Below are 19939 nucleotides of genomic sequence, written 5' to 3'. Positions count from 1 at the left end.
GCTGCCGTTACCGTCCCCGGCAAAACATATGGAACACGCGACGGGAGACTTTGCGGATGCAGGACTGGCTGAAGATGACGGCTGCGGATCTGGGGCGCGGCATTGGGGCAGGGGAGATCGATCCTGTTGCGCTGACCAAATGCTATCTGGAGGCCATTGACGCGCATCCGCTGCGCGACCGGATCTATACCGAGGTCACGCATGAGCGCGCCCTGGCCGAAGCGGAAGCCGCGGCCGAGCGGGCGCGGATGGATTTGCGGCGCTCGCCGCTGGATGGGGTGCCGATCAGCTGGAAAGACCTGTTCGACAGTGCCGGAACCGGTACCGAGGCGGGATCGGACCTGCTCAAAGGCCGGGTGCCGGATCAGGACGCACGGGTTCTGGCCAATGCCACCGCCATGGGCACCGTCTGCCTGGGCAAAACCCACATGAGCGAGCTTGCCTTCTCCGGGCTGGGACTGAACCCGGTTAAGGAAACCCCGCCCTGCGTCAATGATGAAGGCGCGGCGCCGGGGGGATCGTCCTCTGGTGCGGCGGCTTCGGTCGCCTTTGGTCTGGCGGCCTGCGGCATCGGTTCGGACACCGGCGGTTCGGTGCGCATCCCTTCGGCCTGGAACAATCTTGTGGGGCTTAAGACCACGGCAGGTCGGATCAGCCTAGAGGGCGTGGTGCCTCTGTGCCTGAAGTTCGACACTGTCGGTCCGCTGGCGCGTTCGGTCGAAGATGCGGGCCTGATGCTGGGGCTGCTGGAGGGCACCAAGGGGCCGGACCTGCGCAACCCACCGTCGCTGCAGGGGCGCCGCTTTGCCGATCTGCGCACCGTGGCGCGCGATGATCTGGAGCCTGAAGTCGCCGCTGCCCATGTGGAGTGTCTGGGCAAGCTGAAGGCGGCCGGCGCAGAGATCGTACCGCTGGAGGTGCCGGAGCTGCAGGACGCCATGGACCTGAGCGGAATTCTTTATACCACAGAGGCTTATGGTCTGTGGAAGGATGTGATCGAGGCGAGCCCGGATCTGATGTTTGCCGAAATCCTGGAGCGGTTCCGCGCTGGCGGTCAGCACAGTGGTCCCGATTATGTGGCGGCCTGGGCCAAGCTGGAACAATGCAGGATGGTCTGGGATCAGGCGGTGGCGGGCTTTGACGCGGTTCTAACGCCCTCCTGCCCGATTCTGCCGCCGAACATGGCACAACTGCAAAGCGATCATGACTATTACGTCCGGGCCAATCTTCTGACCCTGCGCAATACCCGGATCGGCAACCTGATGGGGCTTTGCGCGCTGTCCTTGCCCACGAGTAAACCCAGCTGCGGCTTGCAGCTATTGGGGCAACCGGATTGCGAAGAGGCACTGTTGCGGATCGGGGCCAGCGTCGAGGCGGCGCTGTGTTGATCTGACGGCTATCGCACGTTGTTGCAAAAGCACAACTGGACCGTGGGTGCCCTATGCGGCTGGACGCAGGCGCCCACGCTCTGTACCTTATCTGCAAACGGGGCGCTAATGATCCCGAAACTGAGGCAATTGTGATGAACTTCCCAGAGCGGTTTTCGAACCTGCCGCCCTATGCGTTTCCGCGTCTGCGGGCGCTGCTAGACCACCATACGCCCGGCGGGGATGTGGTGCATATGACCATTGGTGAGCCGAAACACACCTTTCCCGCCTGGGTCACGGATGTGATCGCGGAGAATGCGGCCGGGTTTAACAACTACCCGCCAAACGAAGGCTCCGAGGAACTGCGCGGCGCAATGTCTGACTGGATCGCGCGCCGCTATGGCGTGAAGATGGATGCGGACCGGCAGGTAATGGCGCTGAACGGCACCCGCGAAGGGCTCTACAATGCGGCGATGGCCCTGTGCCCGGAAACCAAGAACGGCGCCCGCCCTGCGGTGCTGATCCCGAATCCGTTTTATCAGGTCTACATGGTGGCGACGATTTCCGTCGGGGCCGAGCCGGTGTTTGTGCCTGCCACAGCCGAAACCGGCCATCTGCCCGATTACGCCAGCCTGCCCACCGAGGTGCTGGACCGCACAGCGGTGGCCTATATCTGCTCGCCTGCCAACCCGCAGGGCGCAGTGGCCACGCGCGAATACTGGGCCGATCTGATCCGGCTGGCGGAAAAGCATGACTTCCGCATTTTCGCCGACGAATGCTACTCCGAAATCTACCGCGACGCTGCGCCCGTAGGCGCGCTGACCGTAGCGCAGGAACTGGGCGCCGATCCCGAACGTGTGGTGTTGTTCAACTCCCTGTCGAAACGTTCGAACCTGCCCGGGCTGCGTGCTGGTCTGATCGCGGGCGGCCCCGAATGCATTGCCCGCCTCAAACAGCTGCGCGCCTATAGCGGCGCACCGATGCCCGGCCCGTTGCAGGCTGCGGCAGCGCGTGTCTGGGCCGATGAGGCGCACGTAGAGGAAAACCGTGCGCTCTATCAGGAGAAATACCAGATCGCCGATCAGGTGTTTGACGGTCTGGATGGCTACATGTCCCCCGAAGCCGGGTTCTTCCTGTGGCTACCGGTCAAGGACGGCGGCGAGGCGGCAGCGCTGAAGCTGTGGCAGGAAACCGGCGTGCGGGTGCTGCCAGGCGCCTATCTGGCGCAAGGCGCGCCGGGGCAGAACCCGGGCGAAGGATATATCCGCGTGGCGCTGGTCGCCCCGGCGGAGGCAACACAGACGGCGCTGACCACCCTGCGCAGCTGCCTGTACTGATACGACTGCCACGCGGCCCCGGCTGGGGGCGCGCGGCCAAAATCAATAGACCACCGGATGCCAGGATCCCGCGGCACAAGCGGGGCAGGCGCCAAAAAATGGAACCGAGGTAGGCATGGCATTTCAAACCCGCAGCCGCGATCCGTTGCTTGACAGCAACATGCAGGCAGCCATCGAAAAGCGCGGTAAGGAACTGATCGGGATCGCCCTTCTGGGGCTGGGCCTGATGGCCGCCGCGATGATCGGCTCTTATACGCCGGATGATCCCAACTGGATGGTCTCCACCGATGCGCCGGTTCAGAACTGGATGGGCCGGATGGGGGCTTCTGTGGCGGCGCCGCTGTTCATGGTTGTCGGTTGGGGCGGCGTGGCCCTCGCGGTGACGCTGCTCGCCTGGGGTGTTCGCTTCCTGCTGCATCAGGGCGCCGAGCGGGTCATCGGGCGGATCGTCTTTGCACCGGTTCTGATCGCCGTGGGCTCGGTCTATGCAGCGACGCTGGTGCCGGGCGCAGAATGGCGCGCCACTCATAGTTTTGGCCTTGGGGGTCTGTTTGGCGATACCGTGATGGGGGCGCTCCTGACGCTGGTGCCGATCAGTTCGCATTTCGCGGTCAAGCTGATGTCGCTGCTGATGGCCATTGGCATGCTGGCGCTTGGCACGTTTGTCTGCGGCTTTTCGCGTGCGGAACTGCAGCGGGCCGGACGGTTCCTGCTGGTCGGTCTTATCCTGGCCTATGGCACGCTTGCCAGCCTTCTGGGCCGTGGCGCCTCCAGCGGTGTCCAGGCGGCGCTGTCCTATCGTGAAAAACGCGCTGCCGCCGCAGAACAGGCAAGGGCCGCCGAAGATGATACGGCCTGGTTCGGACAGGAGGAGGAAGAGCCTCAGATGTTCGAAACCGATGTGACTGCGCCTCCGCCGATCGAGGTCGCAGCGCCTGCCGCACCGACAAAAACCGGATTGTTCTCTCGGGTGCCCAATCTGATCCGCCGCGCTGATCCCGATTTGGCTAATGCGCCGATGCCGCAGCCCGAGTTGGTCGAGAGCGCACCGCAGATCAGTGATGAGGATCTGCCGGGTGATGACCGGATTTCGCAGAAGATCGCAAATGCCGTGCGTGTGCGTCGCGCTGCTGGGCAGCCGCCGGAACCCGATCCGAACCTGCCCCTGACCAAGGGGCGCGGTCGCCGCCCTGAGCCGCTGGTCTTCAATCCCGATCCCGCGCCCCATGCGGGGCTGCCGCCCGAACCACCACTGACCGCAGCGCATGCCCCTGCTGCTCCGGCAGAATTCAGTGCCGAGGCGCCTGCCGCCCCCGGGCTGTCGCAGGTTCCGCCCGCGCCGACCGTTGGGGCGCCTGCAGCAGACACCGGATATGGCGCCGATCTGGAGCCCGATCGGGTCCCAGCCGAGGAGTTGCCGACCCACGCGCCTGCTGAAGCCGCTGAGCCCGCGATCACGGCTCGCGCAGAGCAACCCGCCGAGGGCCTGACCATCCCGGTGGCAGAGCCGCGCAAGGTGGTTGTGGAGCAGCCCCAGCGCCGCGCGCCGGAGCCATCGACCCGCGCCAAGGCGGAAGCCCAGCCGCGGCTGGCCTTTGAAGAGAACGATTCCAGTGATTTCGACCTGCCGCCGCTGTCGCTGTTGGCCAATCCTGCCGCGGTCGAGCGTCATCATCTGAGCGATGAGGCGCTGGAAGAGAACGCGCGGATGCTGGAATCGGTGCTCGATGACTATGGCGTCAAGGGTGAGATCGTCTCGGTCCGTCCCGGCCCCGTCGTCACCATGTACGAACTGGAACCAGCGCCGGGCCTGAAGGCCAGCCGGGTGATCGGTCTGGCGGATGATATCGCCCGCTCCATGTCAGCCCTGTCGGCGCGTGTTTCGACCGTGCCGGGCCGCTCGGTGATCGGCATCGAACTGCCCAATGAAAAACGGGAAATGGTCAGCTTCCGCGAAATCCTGTCGAGCCGCGATTATGGCGATGGCACCCAGAACCTGCCGCTGGCGCTGGGCAAGGATATCGGTGGCGACGCCATGGTGGCGGACCTTTCGAAGATGCCGCACCTATTGATCGCGGGTACCACCGGATCCGGTAAATCGGTGGCGATCAACACCATGATCCTGTCACTGCTGTACAAGCTGACACCGGATGAATGCCGCCTGATCATGATCGACCCCAAGATGTTGGAACTCTCTGTCTATGATGGCATCCCGCATCTTCTGTCGCCTGTTGTGACCGATCCGAAAAAGGCGGTCGTCGCCCTGAAATGGGTCGTGGGCGAGATGGAAGACCGCTATCGCAAGATGTCCAAGATGGGCGTGCGCAATATCGCAGGCTACAATGGTCGCGTGAAAGAGGCGCTTGCCAAGGGTGAGATGTTCTCCCGCACAGTGCAGACCGGGTTTGACGATGACACCGGCGAGCCAGTGTTCGAGACCGAAGAGTTCGCACCCGAGGCACTGCCCTATATCGTTGTGATCGTCGACGAGATGGCCGACCTGATGATGGTGGCTGGCAAGGAAATCGAAGCCTGCATTCAGCGTCTGGCGCAGATGGCGAGGGCTTCGGGCATTCACCTGATCATGGCCACTCAGCGTCCCTCGGTCGATGTGATCACCGGTACCATCAAGGCGAACTTCCCCACCCGGATTTCCTTCCAGGTGACCGGCAAGATCGATAGCCGCACCATCCTTGGCGAAATGGGCGCCGAGCAGCTGCTGGGGATGGGTGATATGCTCTATATGGCGGGCGGCGCCAAGATCACCCGCTGCCACGGTCCCTTCGTGTCGGATGAAGAGGTCGAGGAAGTCGTCACCCATCTGAAGCAATTCGGCCCGCCTGCCTATGTGGGCACGGTTCTGGATGGCCCGGATGACGAGAAGGCCGACGACATCGACGCGGTTCTGGGGCTGTCCACCGGCGGCAATACCACGGGCGAGGATGCGCTGTATGACTCCGCCGTGCAGATCGTGATCAAGGACCGCAAGTGCTCTACCTCTTACATCCAGCGCAAACTGGCGATTGGCTATAACAAGGCCGCGCGTCTGGTTGAGCAGATGGAGGACGAAGGGCTGGTGTCTCCGGCGAACCATGTCGGCAAACGGGAAATCCTAGTCCCCGAACAGTAGATCGGCGGATGGGTGCGCAGGGTCTCCCGCAGCGGCGGGTGGCTCTTCCTTTTCCACAGTCAGGGCTTATCTAAGGGTCATGAAACAGATTGCACTTGTCGCGGCGCTGATCCTGTGTGCCCCTGCTGCCTGGGCGGCAGAGAAGCTGAGCCTGTCGGAACTGTCGGCTTACCTGAACGCCATGACCACGGCCGAAGCCAGTTTTACCCAGATCAACGATGATGGCACGCTGTCCACTGGCAAGCTGTATATCCATCGGCCGGGCCGGATGCGGTTCGAATATGATGGCGAAAATGGCGCCACGGTGGTGGCCGGGGCCGGGTCGGTGGTGATCCACGATCCGAAATCGAACCAGCCGCCGGAGACTTATCCGCTGAAGCGTACGCCGCTGTCGATCATCCTGGCCAAAACTGTGGATCTGGGACAGGCCGATATGGTTGTGGGCCATCAGTTCGACGGAACGACAACGATCCTTCAGGCGCAGGACCCGGAGAACCCCGAATACGGCGGGCTGGAGCTGATGTTCACCGATGACCCGGTCGAATTGCGCAAATGGGTTGTGCATGACAGCGCCGGGGGCCGCACGACGGTGGTTCTGGGCGCTCTGGAAACCGGGGGCAAGCTATCCTCCTTCCTCTTCACCACGGGCGCAGGCAGCGGATCCCGCTGACTACTGTAGAGTCTGACCTCGGCAGCCGGTAGGCCGTCAATCATACAGCTGAATGCTCCCGCCCCCGCAGGTGCCCGGGCTTTGCCCGAACCCCTTGGCGGTGTTGGGCCGGGCGCCACGCCAAGGCGTGGCGCGCTCGGTGATATCTGAACATTCCGTGGAACACTGGCGCCCGTGGCGCGGGTCGCACCGCCGTCAGGCGGTGCCGGGCCCAACGGGGGAGGGCCTTCGCAGAAGGGTTCGAGACTGGCGGGAGTGCCCCCTAAGCGTTTCCCTGGGGCAGCCCGGACGGGAACCAATTCGTTGTGGCACGTGCCCGGAGGGTCAGCGGAACTTACGGCAGGTGGCCAGTTGCGCCTGATACATCAAGGAGCGAGATTCCACCTTGCTCGCCACCCGCATCAGCCAGGATTTCGCACGGTAGCTGCCGCGGGCATAGCCGCTGTGCCCTTCGTGATAGGCAAGATACTGATTGCGGGCATCATAAAGCGCGATGCCGTTCTTTTCGCGGCTCTTGTTCATGTACCAGCCCATGAAATCCGCGGCATCCTTGATCCGGTCGCGCTTGGCCCGACGGCGTCCTGTGTCGCGCCGGTAATCGTCCCAGGTGCCGTCCAGGGCTTGGCTGTAGCCATAGGCGCTGGACTGGCGGCCCATCGGGATGACGCCCAGAAGATAGTTGTGCGGCGTGCGGGCATCGCCGTCAAAACGGCTCTCGTGATAGATTGTGGCCATCTGCACGTGCACTGGAACACCCCAGCGCCGTTCGGTCGCGCGGAAGGCTTTCAGGTATTCAGGCCGCTGTTTGATAATGCTGCAGGCATTATCAAGATTGCGCGGCGGGGACTTGTACCCACCCCCACAGGAGGCAACCGCCAACAGGAGGATCAGGGCGACGATGATTCTGCTCATTGCCTCTGCCTTTTTTATTTTGGCGGCAGTCTAGCGAATTGCGCCTGTGGATGAAATCACAATTCCAGAAGCAGGGACAGCAGGAGAGGCAGAGCTGCAACGGACATCAGCGTGGAAACCACCACCATGCCAGCAACCGCCTGCGCATCGGCTTCGAATTTTTCGGCCAGCAGGTAAGAAGTCACCGCCACGGGCGTTGCCAGCTGCAGCACCAGAACGCCGAATGCCGTGTAATCGAGCCCGAATGCCAGCCCCAGCCCCCAGCCGATGGCCGCGCTGAGCGTGACCTTGATCAGCGACAGTAACACGGCAAGCCCGGTCTTGCCCGGTGTCAGCCGCGCTACCGCAACGCCAAGGGTGATCAGCATCAGTGGAATTGCCATTTGCCCGATCAGATCCAGCGCATTGGTCAGGAATTGCGGCGTCTGCCAGCCCTGCCACAGAAAGAGTGCCCCCAGAAGCGTGGCCCAGACCATCGGTTCACGCAGCGCCTTGCCGCCGCCGCCTTCACCGGCGACCAGATAGATGCCAAAGGTGAAGGACAGCACTGCAGAAACCGCGAGCATCGCTACCGCATAGCCAAGGCCCGCCTCGCCAAAGGCAAAGAGCGACAGCGGAATGCCAAGGTTGCCGGTATTGCCGAAAATGAAGGGCGCCAGATAGCTGCGCCGCTCCAGCTGCATCACGCGCACCAGTGCTGCGCCTGCCAATGCCAGCAGCGCATGCCCGGCAAGGGCAGCCAGCACGAACCAGCCGATCGCGGCCTTGTCCAGCTCGGTTTTCATCAGCGCCGTGAAGATCAGGCAGGGCACCGCCAGCGTCATGGCCAGACGGGTAACAAATTGAATCCGATACTCAAATCCAAGCCGCACCCAAGCGAACCCGACCCCGGCAAGCAGGAAGACGGGGGCCACGATTTCAAGCACTGTCAGAGCAAGGTTCACAGTCTGTTTCCTCGAAAATTTGCCTCAAGAGTTGGACATCTGCCGCGCATCCGCGTTAGTAACAAAAGACGGGGGCAGCAAGACCATGTTGAGAACGCGCGCAAAATATAACCTGGGCCAGGTCGTCCGCCACCGGAAGCATCCCTTCCGCGGGGTGGTGTTTGACGTCGATCCAGCCTTTGCAAATACCGAGGAATGGTACGAATCCATTCCCGAAGAAAGCAGGCCGGTGAAGGATCAACCCTTCTATCATCTGCTGGCCGAAAACGATCAGACCTATTACGTGGCCTATGTGTCCGAGCAGAATCTGGTTGCGGACTATTCCGGTGAACCGATCAGCCATCCGGATCTGTCGGAAATGTTCGGCAAATTCGACGGCGCGGCCTATTCCCTGCAATACCAGCTGAACTGATCGCCGGATCGCGTCCGGTGCCCCGCTGCGCCTTTGCTGCAGCGAAGCACCGGTGATGCCCGATCAGTAGCCGAGCGCGCAGCCATCCTTGCGCGGATCGCTGGCGCCTTCCAGCAGATCGCCATCGTGGATGCGAATGCCCTGCGAGCCGCCAATCGCGGTTTCGGGGATCTCCACCTTGTGGCCCATCTCGGTCAGCTCCTGACGCACCTTGTCGGAATAGCCACGCTCGACCTTCATGACACCTGCGTCCGAGAAGCTACGCGGTGCGTCCATGGCGGCCTGCGGCTCCATGCCGAAATCGGTAAGGTTTGAGACGAAACGCGCGTGGCCATTGGGCTGATAGGCACCGCCCATCACACCGAAAGGCATCGTCACACGCCCGTTCTGGCGCAGCATTCCGGGGATGATCGTATGCATCGGCCGTTTGCCTCCGCCCAATTCGTTGGCGTGGCCTTCTTCCAGGGTGAAACCGGCGCCCCGGTTCTGCAGCAGGATGCCGAATTTGTCCGAGGCGATGCCCGAGCCAAAGCCGTGGAAGATCGAGTAGATCAGCGACACGGCCATGCGGTCCTTGTCGACCACGGTGATATAGATCGTATCCTTGTGCACGGCCTCGCTCAGCGGGGCGGCGGCGGCCATGGCGCGTTTCGGATCGATCAGTGCGGCCAGTTTGGCCGCGGTTTCGGGCGCCAGCATGTGGTCCAGCCGGGTGGTGTGATCGGCATCGGCGATGAAGCGGTTGCGGGCATCATAGGCCAGCTTGGCGGCTTCGGCCTCGATATGGGCGCGTTCGGCGCCAAAGGGGTCCATGCCCGCGATGTCGAAATGTTTCAGGATATTCAGCATCAGGATGGCGGTCGCACCCTGACCGTTCGGCGGATGCTCGACCAGATCGGTGCCTTTGTAATCGCCGGAAACCGGCGTCACCGACATGCAGGCGGTAGCGGCGAAATCATCAACCGTGTGCACGCCGCCAAGCGCGTTGAGCGCGGCAACCATGTCTTCGGCGATTTCACCGGTGTAAAAGGCATCGCGACCGTCCTTGGCGATCCGGCGCAGAACTTCGGCCTGGCCCGGGGCGCGGAAGATCTGCCCAACGGTCGGGACCTTGCCCCCGATAAGATAGCTGTCGCGGGCCGCGCCCTGCAGGGTGTCCGCGTCATTGGCCCAGTCAAAGGCAACACGCGGCGCTACCGGAACGCCGGTTTCGGCATAGTGGATTGCGGGGGACAGGATCGCATCAAGGCCCAGTTTGCCTTCGGTCTGCGACAGGTGGCAAAAGGCGTCGATGGCGCCCGGCACGGTAACCGCATGCGGGCTGCGCAGCGGCACGGCGCTCAGCCCTTCGGCGCGCAGATCTGCGGCATTGGCGGCGGCAGGTGCCCGGCCGGACCCGTTCAGCGCGTGAATTTCATCGCTGCCAGGACGGGTATAAAGCACAAAGCAATCGCCGCCGATCCCGGTCATCTGCGGCTCGCAAATGCCGAGCAGAACCGCCCCAGCGATGGCCGCATCCATGGCGTTGCCGCCGCGTTTCAGAATGTCGATGGCGGCACCGGCCGCAAGGGGGTGCGATGTGGCGCAGATACCGTTCTGTGCAAAGACCGCAGAGCGTCCGGGTTGTTGAAAATCGCGCATATGCCTCTCCCTCTTGACTAGCAGCGAAACACTAGTGGCTTCGCCGCCGAAGGCAATGCGAAAGGCATCCATGCTTGTCGCGTCTTCGGCGCATCAAAAGACGGCCATTGCCGGTAGCGGTGCAAAACCGGGGCTGAGATTTCCATGCATGCAGTGGAAGGGGAGAGGATGTTCCCCGGCGCAACATGCACGATGGGGGCAGTGGAACGTAGCGCCAGGGACAGCTATCAAAAGCTTATGATGTAACAGAAAGCACACTTTACAGGCGATTTAGGGGTAAATATGTGGCGCAATTGCGGCGAAGTCCGGAGCCACCCCTTCGGCGCACTCGGCGTGCTATTGGCAGGACGCTTTAGAAAATACGGGTTTGGAGCAATAAAAGCTCTGCCGCTGGTACAGCGACAGGTCGGTACCAGATCAAAACAGGGGGCAGGTAACGGGGGTCAGGCCCGGGTCACCTGAATTTCGAAACACAAGGACAGCTGGTTGTTGCCGGCGCTGCGTTCATAGTGGATGTCGCTTGTCAGCTCCCGGATCAGAAACCAGCCAAAGCCACCTTCGGGGAGATCTTCCGGCGCCACATCCAGATTTGCAGGCTTGCCTTCGGGCAGTTCGCCTTCGGGGAAGGGGGCTCCGGCATCGGTGATATTGATCCACAGACGCTCAGGTTCCAGGGAACAGCGGATCCGCACGTCTCCCGGGGTCTTGCCCGCATAAGCGTGCTCGACCACATTGTTCACGGCTTCGGCCAGCGCGATCTGGACTTCATCGACCCGCAACTCGGGGATGCCCAGTCCGCGCAGCCGTTTCACAACCTGCGTAATGCCGGACCGGGCATCAAGCTCTGTTGCCGTGAACGAGCAGGCAAAGGTTTCAACCATTCGTTTCTCGCTTTGCGCGGAGGATCATATACGGAATCACGTGCCGACTTTGGGTTCAGACATCGCTTCGGTCAGCGAGCCATATAGATCGAAAATCGTGTCCATCCGGGTGAGGCGGAAAACCTTTTCCACCATCGGGGTCGGGCCAGCCAGATCAAGGCGGCGACCGCTGCCAAGCTGTTTCATGGCTGCGACAATGGCGCCAAGACCGCTGGAATCGATGAACTGGACCTCGGACAGGTCCAGGATCACGCGGTCGGGTCCGCTTTCGGTGGCAGAGCGCATGTCTTCCTTGAACCGAATCGCGATGGCCGCGTCGATCCGCTCCGCATTCACTGTGACGATCTGCGCACCGTCCGTTACCGTACTGGATAAGCTCATGTTTGTTCCCCGAGGGTCTCTCTGTACTTCACACTGACTCTAGACCTCAAACCTTAGCATTCTGTATGGATAATTTCGACGATTGGAGGAAAATTTCATGAAACACGTTGTAATTGCCGGAGCGGCGCGCACCCCCATGGGTGGGTTCCAGGGCGTTTTCGATGGCGTGACTGCTGCCGAACTGGGTGGCGCCGCGATCAAGGCAGCGCTCGCCGGGGCCGGAACCGACACCGTCGATGAGGTTCTGATGGGCTGCGTTCTGCCCGCGGGGCAGGGGCAGGCGCCCGCGCGGCAAGCTGGTTTTGCAGGCGGTCTGGGCGAAGAGGTCCCGGCCACGACGCTCAACAAGATGTGCGGATCGGGCATGAAGGCGGCGATGATTGCCTTTGATCAGATCGCTCTTGGTCACACCGACACGATGATCGCGGGCGGTATGGAGAGCATGAGCAATGCGCCCTATCTGTTGCCCAAGATGCGCGGGGGTGCGCGGATCGGTCACGGGCAGGTCATCGACCACATGTTCCTCGATGGTCTGGAGGATGCCTATGACAAGGGGCGCCTGATGGGCACCTTCGCCGAGGATTGCGCCGAGAAGTTCCAGTTCACCCGCGAAGCGCAGGATCAATACGCGCTGGCCTCGTTGTCGAACGCGCTCGACGCCGAACGCACCGGTGCTTTTGCGGATGAGATCACCTCGGTCACGCTGCACACCCGCAGTGGTGAACAGGTCATTACCACCGATGAGCAACCCCAGTCGGCCCGCCCGGAAAAGATTCCGAACCTGAAACCGGCCTTCCGCAAGGATGGCACTGTGACCGCAGCGAATGCCTCGTCGATTTCGGACGGGGCGGCGGCGCTGGTGCTGGCCTCGGAAGAGGCGGCAGAAGCAAAGGGTCTGACGGTGCGGGCGCGGATCATGGGCCACGCCAGCCACGCGCAGGCACCAGGATGGTTCACCACCGCACCGGTTCCGGCGGCCCAGAAACTGCTGAAACAGATCGGCTGGTCGGTCGAGGATGTGGATCTGTGGGAAGTGAACGAGGCTTTTGCGGTCGTGCCCATGGCCTTCATGCACGAGCTGGGCATTTCCCGCGACAAGGTGAATGTGAACGGCGGCGCCTGCGCGCTGGGTCACCCGATCGGTGCCTCCGGTGCGCGGATCATGGTGACGCTGCTGAATGCGCTGGAAAAACGCGGGCTGAAACGCGGTGTTGCGGCGATCTGCATCGGTGGCGGCGAAGGCACCGCCATCGCTATCGAACGGGTCTAATCGCGGATCAGTGAGTGAAGGGCAGAGGGGGCGACCTCTCTGCCCTTTTATGTGCCTGCAGCCTGCCGTGGCTTGCGCGGTTGCCCTCTCCTCCGCAGAGTAGCCCTGTCTCCGCCGTGAATTCTGGCGGGGTGCAGGTGATTTCAGTGCGGGGGATTTCCAATGAAGAAAGTGAAGTTGATCTGGGCCTTGCTGCGGGTGCTGCTGCCCGAGAGCGCGGTGCGCCTGCTTTATGGTGGGGCCTTGCCCGTGGTCGATGGGCGGCAGGCCGATCCCAAGGCGCAGGCGGTTGCGGATCTGGTTGGTCTGGTGCGCGATCCCGCAGCCCAGCCGACGGTCCAGGAAAGCCGGGTGCAACTGGCCGGTTTTGTGGAAAAATTCGATGCCCCCTGCCGGGAACCGGTTACGCGAAACGATATGACCCTGCCGGGCGGTGATGGTCCCCGGCCTGCGCGTGTCTATGTCCCCGGCGGATGCGACGGGGCGCAGAGCTTTCCGACGCTGATCTACCTGCATGGTGGTGGCTGGATACAGGGCAGTATCGACACCCATGATGCGCTCTGTGCGAAACTGGCGGCGCGGGCCGGGGTGCGGGTGGTTTCAGTCAGCTACCGTTTGGCACCGGAACATCCCTTTCCGGCGGCGGCGCAGGATGTGCTGGCCGCCTATCTGGCCTTGCTGGAGCGGGCCGTGGATCTTGGCATCGATCCGGCGCGCATTGCTGTCGGGGGCGACAGCGCGGGGGCGAATCTGACGGCCAGCCTGATGCACAGCCTGTCGGAGGCGGGCAAACCTTTGCCCCGGGCGCAGCTCTTGATCTATCCGGCTGTGGATGCGCGGCTCACCTCGGCCTCGGTGCAGGCCTTGCAGGATCACCCGCTGCTGTCGTTGCCGCGGATGCAGTGGTACATGGATCAGTATATTCCCCAAGGTCAGGACCGTCTGGCGCCCGAGATATCGCCGCTGATGTCGACACATCTGGCCGGGCAGCCGCAGGGATTCGTGCTGGTGGCGGGGCATGATCCCCTGTGGGACGATGGCCTGTCCTATGCGGCAGCGCTGGAGCAGGCAGGCGTTCCCGTCACGGTGAAGCAGTATCCGGGGCAGATCCACGGCTTCCTGAACCTGACCAAGGTGATCCCGCAGGCGGATGAAGCCATATCCGATGCTGCAGGCTGGCTGCGGGGCGCGCTGAACACCGCCGCGTGAAGGGGGCCTTGCGTCGGCTGCGCCCGCGCGGGATACAGCAGCACCAGAACAGACCGACCCGGGAGCCGACCAGATGAGCCTCGATTACACCACTTTGGCAAAGACCATCGCCGCCCTGACCGAGGGCGAAACCGATGAGGTCGCCCTGATGGCCACCGTCGCCTGCGAGGTGCATCACAGCGATGACCGGTTCGACTGGACCGGGTTTTATCGCGTGGTGGCGCCCGAGCTGCTGAAAATCGGCCCCTATCAGGGCGGCCACGGCTGTCTGCAGATCCCGTTCTCGCGCGGCGTTTGCGGCGCGGCGGCGCGCAGCGGACAAGTGCAACTGGTGCCGGATGTCGAGGCCTTCCCCGGCCATATCGCCTGTGCTTCCTCCACCCGGTCTGAACTGGTGCTGCCTGTCTGGAACAAGGCGGGCGAGGTAATCGGCGTCTTTGACATCGACAGCGACCAGCCCGATGCCTTCACCCAGGAAGATGCGGATCAGCTGGGCGCCATCCTCAAACAGGTCTTTGCCGCCTGACAGGCTTTCTGCGGTTTCCGTGAAAAAATACTTTGAAATTTCACGCGATGTGAGTCAGCGTGAAAAAGAGATGTATTTTTTCACGAAGCGGAACCGGCATTGAGTGATCTATCCCCGCAGACAGCGACCCTTGGCGCGGATATCCGCGCCCTGCGCAAGGCGCGCGGGCTGACGCTGTCCGATATCGCGGCGCGGCTGAACCGGTCGGTGGGCTGGCTCAGCCAGGTTGAGCGGGACCTGTCCGAACCGTCGATTTCCGACCTGCGCCAGATCGCGCAATGTCTGGGCGTGCCCATGTCCATGCTGTTTGCCCATTCCAACGTGCCCGCGGACGAACAGGGCTATGTGGTGCGCGCAGGTGCCCGCCGCCCGATGGGATCGGGCGAAGAAGGCCTGATCGAGGAACTGCTGTCACCTGACCTGACCGATGATTTCGAGATGGTGCATTCTACCTTTGCACCGCAGTCCCGCATGCAAACCCCGGCCAACCGCCCCACACAAGAGGTTGGCTACATGATCTCGGGGCAGCTGGATCTGGTGATCGGCGGGCATGCCTTTACCGTCGGTCCCGGCGACAGTTTCCGCATTCGTCACGAACCCTATCAATGGGCCAACCCCTATGACGCGCCCGCCGTGGCGGTCTGGGTCATTGCCCCGCCTGTTTATTAAACCATGAGATATGACCGATGAGTTTTGAAGCCTGGACCCTGTTTGCCCTGTTCTGGGTGGTCTTTGTCACCACGCCCGGCCCCAATGCAGTGAATTGCATTTCGAACGGGATGACGCTGGGCCTGCCCAAGGCGATGCTGGGGGTGCTGGCGATCCTGACGCAGGCCAGCGCCTTTCTGATCCTGTCGGCGCTGGGGGTGACGGCGCTGATCGCGGCCTCGCCCACCGGGTTCTTCGTGGCCAAGGTAATCGGGGCGGGCTTTCTTATCTTTCTTGGCGTGCGTGGTTGGATCAACGCAACGCGCCCTACGCCCGCAGTGGAACGCCCGGCACGCCATGTTTACCTGCACGCGCTGGCGGTCGCCACGATCAACCCCAAAAGCGTTGCCGGATACCTTGCCGCCTTTTCCCAGTTCGTGCAGCCCGGTGTGCCGATCTGGGAGCAGATGTCGGTGATCATGCCCACGGCACTGGTGCTGACGACGCTCAGCTATACGGGGTTCACCCTATTGGGTGTGTTGATGGGCAAGGCGGCGCTGAAGGCGGTGTTCAACGTCTGGATCCGCCGCCTGCTGGCGGTCTGCTTCATCGTCTATGGCGTGCTACTGGGGGCCAGCAGCACACCGCAGTTGGAGGGCGTGCAATGATCCGAGGAGCCTGCCTGTGCGGTGATATCCGCTTTGAAACCGCCGCTGCGCCGCAAGGGCCGTCGATGTGCCATTGCAGCCAGTGCCGCAAGCAATCGGGCGGTGTCTGGGCTTCGGCCTATGTGCCGGAAGCCGAGTTGATCCTTCACGGCCCGGTCAGCTGGTACGCGGCCAGCACGGGGGCCGAACGGGGATTTTGCGCGCGCTGCGGCTCCTTTCTGTTCTGGAAGGCCCACGACGAGGACACGATCAGCTTTGCCCTTGGCGCGGTCGAGGACCCCAGCGGGCTGAAGATCGAAAAGCACATCTTTTGCGCCAGCAAGGGCGATTACTACGAGATCGCCGACGGGCTGCCGCAGAAACCATAACACCCGCAGCAACAGGGAGCGGATATGTCTGATTTTCCATCAAAGGCCCGCGTGGTCATCATTGGCGGCGGCGTTGTCGGCTGCTCGTCCCTGTATCATCTGGCCAAACGCGGCTGGAGCGATTGCGTGCTGCTGGAAAAGAATGAGCTGACCGCGGGATCGACCTGGCACGCGGCAGGCAATGTGCCGACCTTTTCGATCTCCTGGTCGATCATGAACATGCAGCGCTACTCGACCGAGCTGTACGCACGTCTGGGCGATGAGGTCGATTATCCAATGAACTATCACCAGACCGGATCAATCCGTCTGGCGCACACCAAGGAACGCATGCAGGAGTTCGAGCGTGCTGCCGCCATGGGCCGCTATCAAGGCATGGGCATGGAGATCCTGACCCCGGAAGAGGCCAAGGCGCGCTATCCCTTCCTTGAAACGCATGATCTGGCGGGAGCTCTGTATGATCCCAATGACGGTGACATCGACCCGGCGCAGGTGACGCAGGCCCTGGCCAAGGGCGCGCGCGACATGGGGGCGAAGATCCTGCGGTTCTGCCCCGCGACCGGCGTTACGCAAACAGACGACGGCTGGATCGTTCACACCGACAAGGGCGATATCGCCTGCGATTACGTGGTCAACGCCGCCGGATATTACGCGCAGCGGGTGGGGGAATGGTTCAAACCCTACGGCGGGCGCACCGTGCCGATGATGGTGATGAGCCACCAGTACCTCCTGTCCGAGGAAATCCCCGAGATCGAGGCCCATACCAAGGAGACCGGTAAGAAGCTGCCGCTCCTGCGCGATGTGGATGTCTCCTACTACCTGCGGCAGGAAAAACATGGTTTCAACCTTGGGCCCTATGAGCCGAACTGCCGCGCCCATTGGGATACCGACGCCGACCCCATGCCCGAGGATTTCTCCTTTCAGCTGTGGAACGACGATTTGGACCGGATCGAGGAAATCGTCACCGACGCCATGGAGCGGGTGCCTGCGCTGGCGACCTCGGGCGTGTCCCGCGTAATCAACGGGCCGATCCCCTATGCGCCCGACGGGCTGCCGCTGCTTGGCCCCATGCCGGGCGTCAAGAACGCCTTCGAGGCCTGCGTCTTTACCTTTGGCATCGCGCAGGGCGGCGGCGCGGGCAAGGTGCTGGCGGAATGGATTGTCGATGGGCAGACCGAATGGGACATGTGGTCCTGCGATCCGCGCCGCTACACCGATTACACCGACCATCAGTACTGCGTCGACAAGGGAATGGAGGTCTACGGTCACGAATACGCCATGCACTTCCCGCGCCACGAATGGCCTGCCGGACGGGACCGGAAACTGTCGCCGGTTCATGAGCGGGTCAAGGCGCTGGGCGGTCAGATGGGCGCCTATAACGGCTGGGAACGGGCCAACTGGTTCGCGAAAGACGGCGATGACACCTCCGAGGAAGCCACCCGGACCTGGGGCCGTTCCGGTCCCTGGGAGGCGCGCATCCGCGAGGAATGCGAGGCGGTGCGCGACCATTGTGGTGTGCTCGATCTGCCAGGATTTTCCCGGTTCGAGGTCAAGGGACCCGGCGCGCGCGACTGGCTGCTCGGCAAGATCACCGGCGGCTTGCCCGGTGAGGGGCGTATGGGGCTGGCCTATTTCACCGATCCCCGAGGCCGTATCCTGACCGAGATGAGCGTGATGTGGCATGGCGAGGATCACTACATGCTGATCACCGCCGCCACGGCGCAATGGCACGATTACGATGTTCTGGCACATGACCTGCCGGAATGGATCACCCTCAGCGACAGGACGAAAGATTTCTCGACTCTGATCGTCACCGGCCCTGCCGCGCGCGAGATCTTCACCACCATCGGAACCGAGGCGGATCTGTCGCTGCCGTGGCTTTCAGTGCAGACCGCGCGGGTTTCCGGGCGCGACTGCGGGTTGGCGCGCGTGTCCTTTGCCGGGGAGCTGGGCTGGGAAATCCACGCCGCGCCAGAGGATATTCCCGCGCTTTATGACGCGGTTCTGGCGGCAGGCGCGAAACCCTTTGGCATGTACGCGCTGAATTCCCTGCGGATCGAGAAGGGGTATCGCGCGTGGAAGGGCGACCTATCCACTGACTATTCGGCCATCGAAGGGGGCCTCGACCGGTTCGTTCGACTGAACAAGCCGCATGATTTCCCCGGCAAGGCGGCGCTGGCGGCAGAGGCGCAGGATGGCCCGGCCAAACGGTTTGTCACTCTGATTGTCGAGGCGGGTGAGGCGGACGCGCCCTATATGTCCTGCATCTGGAAGGATGGCGAGATCGTGGGCGAGACCACCTCGGGCGATTGGGGATACCGCGTCGGCGCCTCTGTCGCGCTGGGCATGGTGCGCAATGATCTAGCCACGCCCGGCACCGAGTTGGAGGTGGAGATCTACGGACAAATGCACCGGGCCGTGGTCCAGAAGGATGAACCGCTCTGGGATCCGGAAAACGCGCGCCTGCGGGCCTAACGTCCTGTTTGAATGAGGGTACACGGAGTGGATCAGAAGGGTTCGGATCTGAAAGAGGCCTCGCAAGGCTGGCATTTCGACATTCTGGTCTGCGATGGGTTCGTGCTGACGGAAATGGCCGCAGTCACCGACACGCTGCGCATTGCCAACCGGGTGCTGGCGCGCCCTCTGTTCGACTGGACGGTGCGCTCTGCCTCTGGCGGGCAGATCACCTGCCGGTCGGGGTTGAGTGTCGAAACCCAGTGTTTCGCCGCAAAGCCAGAGGCCGATTTTGCCTTTGTCCTTGGCAATTCCGATCCGGCGCATCCGGGCCTGTCGCTGGGCCGGGTGGTCCAGAGCTACACCAGCCGCGGCGCGCAGGTCTATCTGCTGGCCGAAGCCGCCGCCCGCCATATCCGCAGCCAGTCCGGCGGGGCGGGGGCGCACACCACCCATTGGGAGAACTCGGACCTGCTGCGTGAACAGCTTGGGCTGGATCTTGGTGCCCATGCGCTGGCCCGTCAGGACGGTCCGGTGGTGACCTGCGCCGGGATGGGCGCCACCACCGATGTGGTTCTGGCCCTGGTCGGGCAGCTGACCTCGGCGGCGGCGCAGGTCACGGTGGCCAATATCCTGCTGCACGACCACATCCGCGATTTCGCCTCGCTGCAACCCTTTGCGGGTCATGCGCCGACCACATCGGGCGACCGGGATCTGGACGATTGCATCCGCCTGATGCAGACCAATATCGAGGAGCCGATGCCGATCCGCAGTATCGTCACCGAACTGGGCCTGTCCAACCGCTCGTTGGAGCGCAAGTTCCGGACGTTTTTCGGAACCACGCCCAACGGGTTCTATCGGGAAATGCGGCTCAGCAAGGCGAACAACCTGCTGCTGAACACCACGCTCAGCGTGCGTGAGATTGGCCTTGCCTGCGGGTTTCCCAACGGGTTTTCCTCGCTCTACAAATCCGTTTTCGGGATCACCCCCTTTGCCCTGCGCAAACAGCGCCGCACCCGCCCGGAGTCTGAAACCGCCCACAGTGCGCATTCTGGGGCGCCAAGGCCGGTTTGAAAAAACGGGCCGGGGATAAGACGTTCCCGCGTTTGACGTTTTTGATGCAT

18 protein-coding genes are annotated in these 19939 nt (G+C 62.8%); 13 read left to right on the top strand and 5 right to left on the bottom strand.

What is annotated here, in order from left to right; genetic code table 11:
- The first annotated feature begins 56 nt into the window (after positions 1-56).
- The 4 genes from C6W91_RS02005 (at position 57) to C6W91_RS01990 (ending at position 6504) form a co-directional block, all read left to right on the top strand.
- Positions 57-1388, top strand: a complete 1332-nt coding sequence (locus C6W91_RS02005; protein WP_065271856.1) for an amidase — start codon at positions 57-59, stop codon at positions 1386-1388.
- 134 nt (positions 1389-1522) lie between these two features.
- The gene (locus C6W91_RS02000) at positions 1523-2704 is read left to right on the top strand and encodes an aminotransferase class I/II-fold pyridoxal phosphate-dependent enzyme (RefSeq protein ID WP_065273628.1); all 1182 of its coding nucleotides are present in this window, start codon (positions 1523-1525) and stop codon (positions 2702-2704) included.
- Between the two features lie 115 nt (positions 2705-2819).
- The gene (locus tag C6W91_RS01995) at positions 2820-5834 is read left to right on the top strand and encodes a DNA translocase FtsK 4TM domain-containing protein (protein ID WP_065271855.1); all 3015 of its coding nucleotides are present in this window, start codon (positions 2820-2822) and stop codon (positions 5832-5834) included.
- Positions 5835-5913: 79 nt separating this feature from the next.
- A complete protein-coding gene (locus tag C6W91_RS01990; protein WP_065271854.1) occupies positions 5914-6504 on the top strand; it encodes an outer membrane lipoprotein carrier protein LolA in 591 nt (196 codons plus the stop codon).
- A gap of 324 nt (positions 6505-6828) precedes the next feature.
- On the opposite strand, the gene C6W91_RS01985 is transcribed toward C6W91_RS01990, so the two are convergent.
- Together C6W91_RS01985 and C6W91_RS01980 are read right to left on the bottom strand one after the other, a co-directional pair.
- The gene (locus tag C6W91_RS01985; protein WP_065271853.1) at positions 6829-7416 is read right to left on the bottom strand and encodes a lytic transglycosylase; all 588 of its coding nucleotides are present in this window, start codon (positions 7414-7416) and stop codon (positions 6829-6831) included.
- Between the two features lie 56 nt (positions 7417-7472).
- The gene (locus tag C6W91_RS01980; RefSeq protein ID WP_065271852.1) at positions 7473-8360 is read right to left on the bottom strand and encodes an AEC family transporter; all 888 of its coding nucleotides are present in this window, start codon (positions 8358-8360) and stop codon (positions 7473-7475) included.
- An 85-nt stretch (positions 8361-8445) separates the two neighbouring features.
- Between C6W91_RS01980 and hspQ the strand changes: the two genes are divergently transcribed.
- Positions 8446-8772, top strand: a complete 327-nt coding sequence (gene hspQ, locus C6W91_RS01975; RefSeq protein ID WP_065271851.1) for a heat shock protein HspQ — start codon at positions 8446-8448, stop codon at positions 8770-8772.
- Between the two features lie 63 nt (positions 8773-8835).
- Here hspQ and C6W91_RS01970 read toward each other — a convergent pair whose 3' ends face one another.
- The 3 genes from C6W91_RS01970 to C6W91_RS01960 all read right to left on the bottom strand — a co-directional run bounded on the left by C6W91_RS01970 (position 8836) and on the right by C6W91_RS01960 (position 11675).
- Complete coding sequence (locus tag C6W91_RS01970) at positions 8836-10413, bottom strand: gamma-glutamyltransferase family protein (protein ID WP_065273627.1); 1578 nt, start codon at positions 10411-10413, stop codon at positions 8836-8838.
- Positions 10414-10856: 443 nt separating this feature from the next.
- Positions 10857-11294 carry an ATP-binding protein gene (locus tag C6W91_RS01965; RefSeq protein WP_065271850.1) on the bottom strand — a complete coding sequence of 146 codons (438 nt, stop codon included), beginning with the start codon at positions 11292-11294 and terminating at the stop codon, positions 10857-10859.
- 36 nt (positions 11295-11330) lie between these two features.
- A complete protein-coding gene (locus C6W91_RS01960; RefSeq protein ID WP_065271849.1) occupies positions 11331-11675 on the bottom strand; it encodes an STAS domain-containing protein in 345 nt (114 codons plus the stop codon).
- 97 nt (positions 11676-11772) lie between these two features.
- Between C6W91_RS01960 and C6W91_RS01955 the strand changes: the two genes are divergently transcribed.
- The 8 genes from C6W91_RS01955 (at position 11773) to C6W91_RS01920 (ending at position 19889) form a co-directional block, all read left to right on the top strand.
- Positions 11773-12945: an acetyl-CoA C-acyltransferase gene (locus C6W91_RS01955; protein WP_065273626.1), complete on the top strand. Its 1173-nt coding sequence runs from the start codon at positions 11773-11775 to the stop codon at positions 12943-12945.
- 162 nt (positions 12946-13107) lie between these two features.
- A complete protein-coding gene (locus tag C6W91_RS01950; protein ID WP_274839828.1) occupies positions 13108-14154 on the top strand; it encodes an alpha/beta hydrolase in 1047 nt (348 codons plus the stop codon).
- A 73-nt stretch (positions 14155-14227) separates the two neighbouring features.
- The gene (locus C6W91_RS01945; RefSeq protein WP_274839829.1) at positions 14228-14680 is read left to right on the top strand and encodes a GAF domain-containing protein; all 453 of its coding nucleotides are present in this window, start codon (positions 14228-14230) and stop codon (positions 14678-14680) included.
- A 99-nt stretch (positions 14681-14779) separates the two neighbouring features.
- On the top strand, positions 14780-15349 hold the full coding sequence (locus tag C6W91_RS01940) for a helix-turn-helix domain-containing protein (RefSeq protein ID WP_065271846.1): 570 nt from the start codon (positions 14780-14782) through the stop codon (positions 15347-15349).
- 17 nt (positions 15350-15366) lie between these two features.
- On the top strand, positions 15367-15996 hold the full coding sequence (locus C6W91_RS01935; RefSeq protein WP_065271844.1) for a LysE family translocator: 630 nt from the start codon (positions 15367-15369) through the stop codon (positions 15994-15996).
- Positions 15993-16364 (top strand): GFA family protein, encoded by a 372-nt coding sequence (locus C6W91_RS01930; RefSeq protein ID WP_274839830.1) that lies wholly within the window; start codon positions 15993-15995, stop codon positions 16362-16364. Before C6W91_RS01935 ends, C6W91_RS01930 begins: the two co-directional genes overlap by 4 nt.
- 24 nt (positions 16365-16388) lie before the next feature.
- Complete coding sequence (locus C6W91_RS01925; RefSeq protein WP_274839831.1) at positions 16389-18836, top strand: FAD-dependent oxidoreductase; 2448 nt, start codon at positions 16389-16391, stop codon at positions 18834-18836.
- A 114-nt stretch (positions 18837-18950) separates the two neighbouring features.
- Positions 18951-19889, top strand: a complete 939-nt coding sequence (locus C6W91_RS01920; protein ID WP_237028458.1) for a GlxA family transcriptional regulator — start codon at positions 18951-18953, stop codon at positions 19887-19889.
- The last annotated feature ends 50 nt before the right edge of the window (positions 19890-19939 follow it).

Source organism: Phaeobacter sp. SYSU ZJ3003, assembly GCF_041300735.1.
Classification (GTDB): Bacteria; Pseudomonadota; Alphaproteobacteria; order Rhodobacterales; family Rhodobacteraceae; genus Phycobacter; species Phycobacter gallaeciensis_A.
Note: the sequence above shows the minus strand (reverse complement) of the source record. Positions and strands in the feature narration are given on the sequence as shown.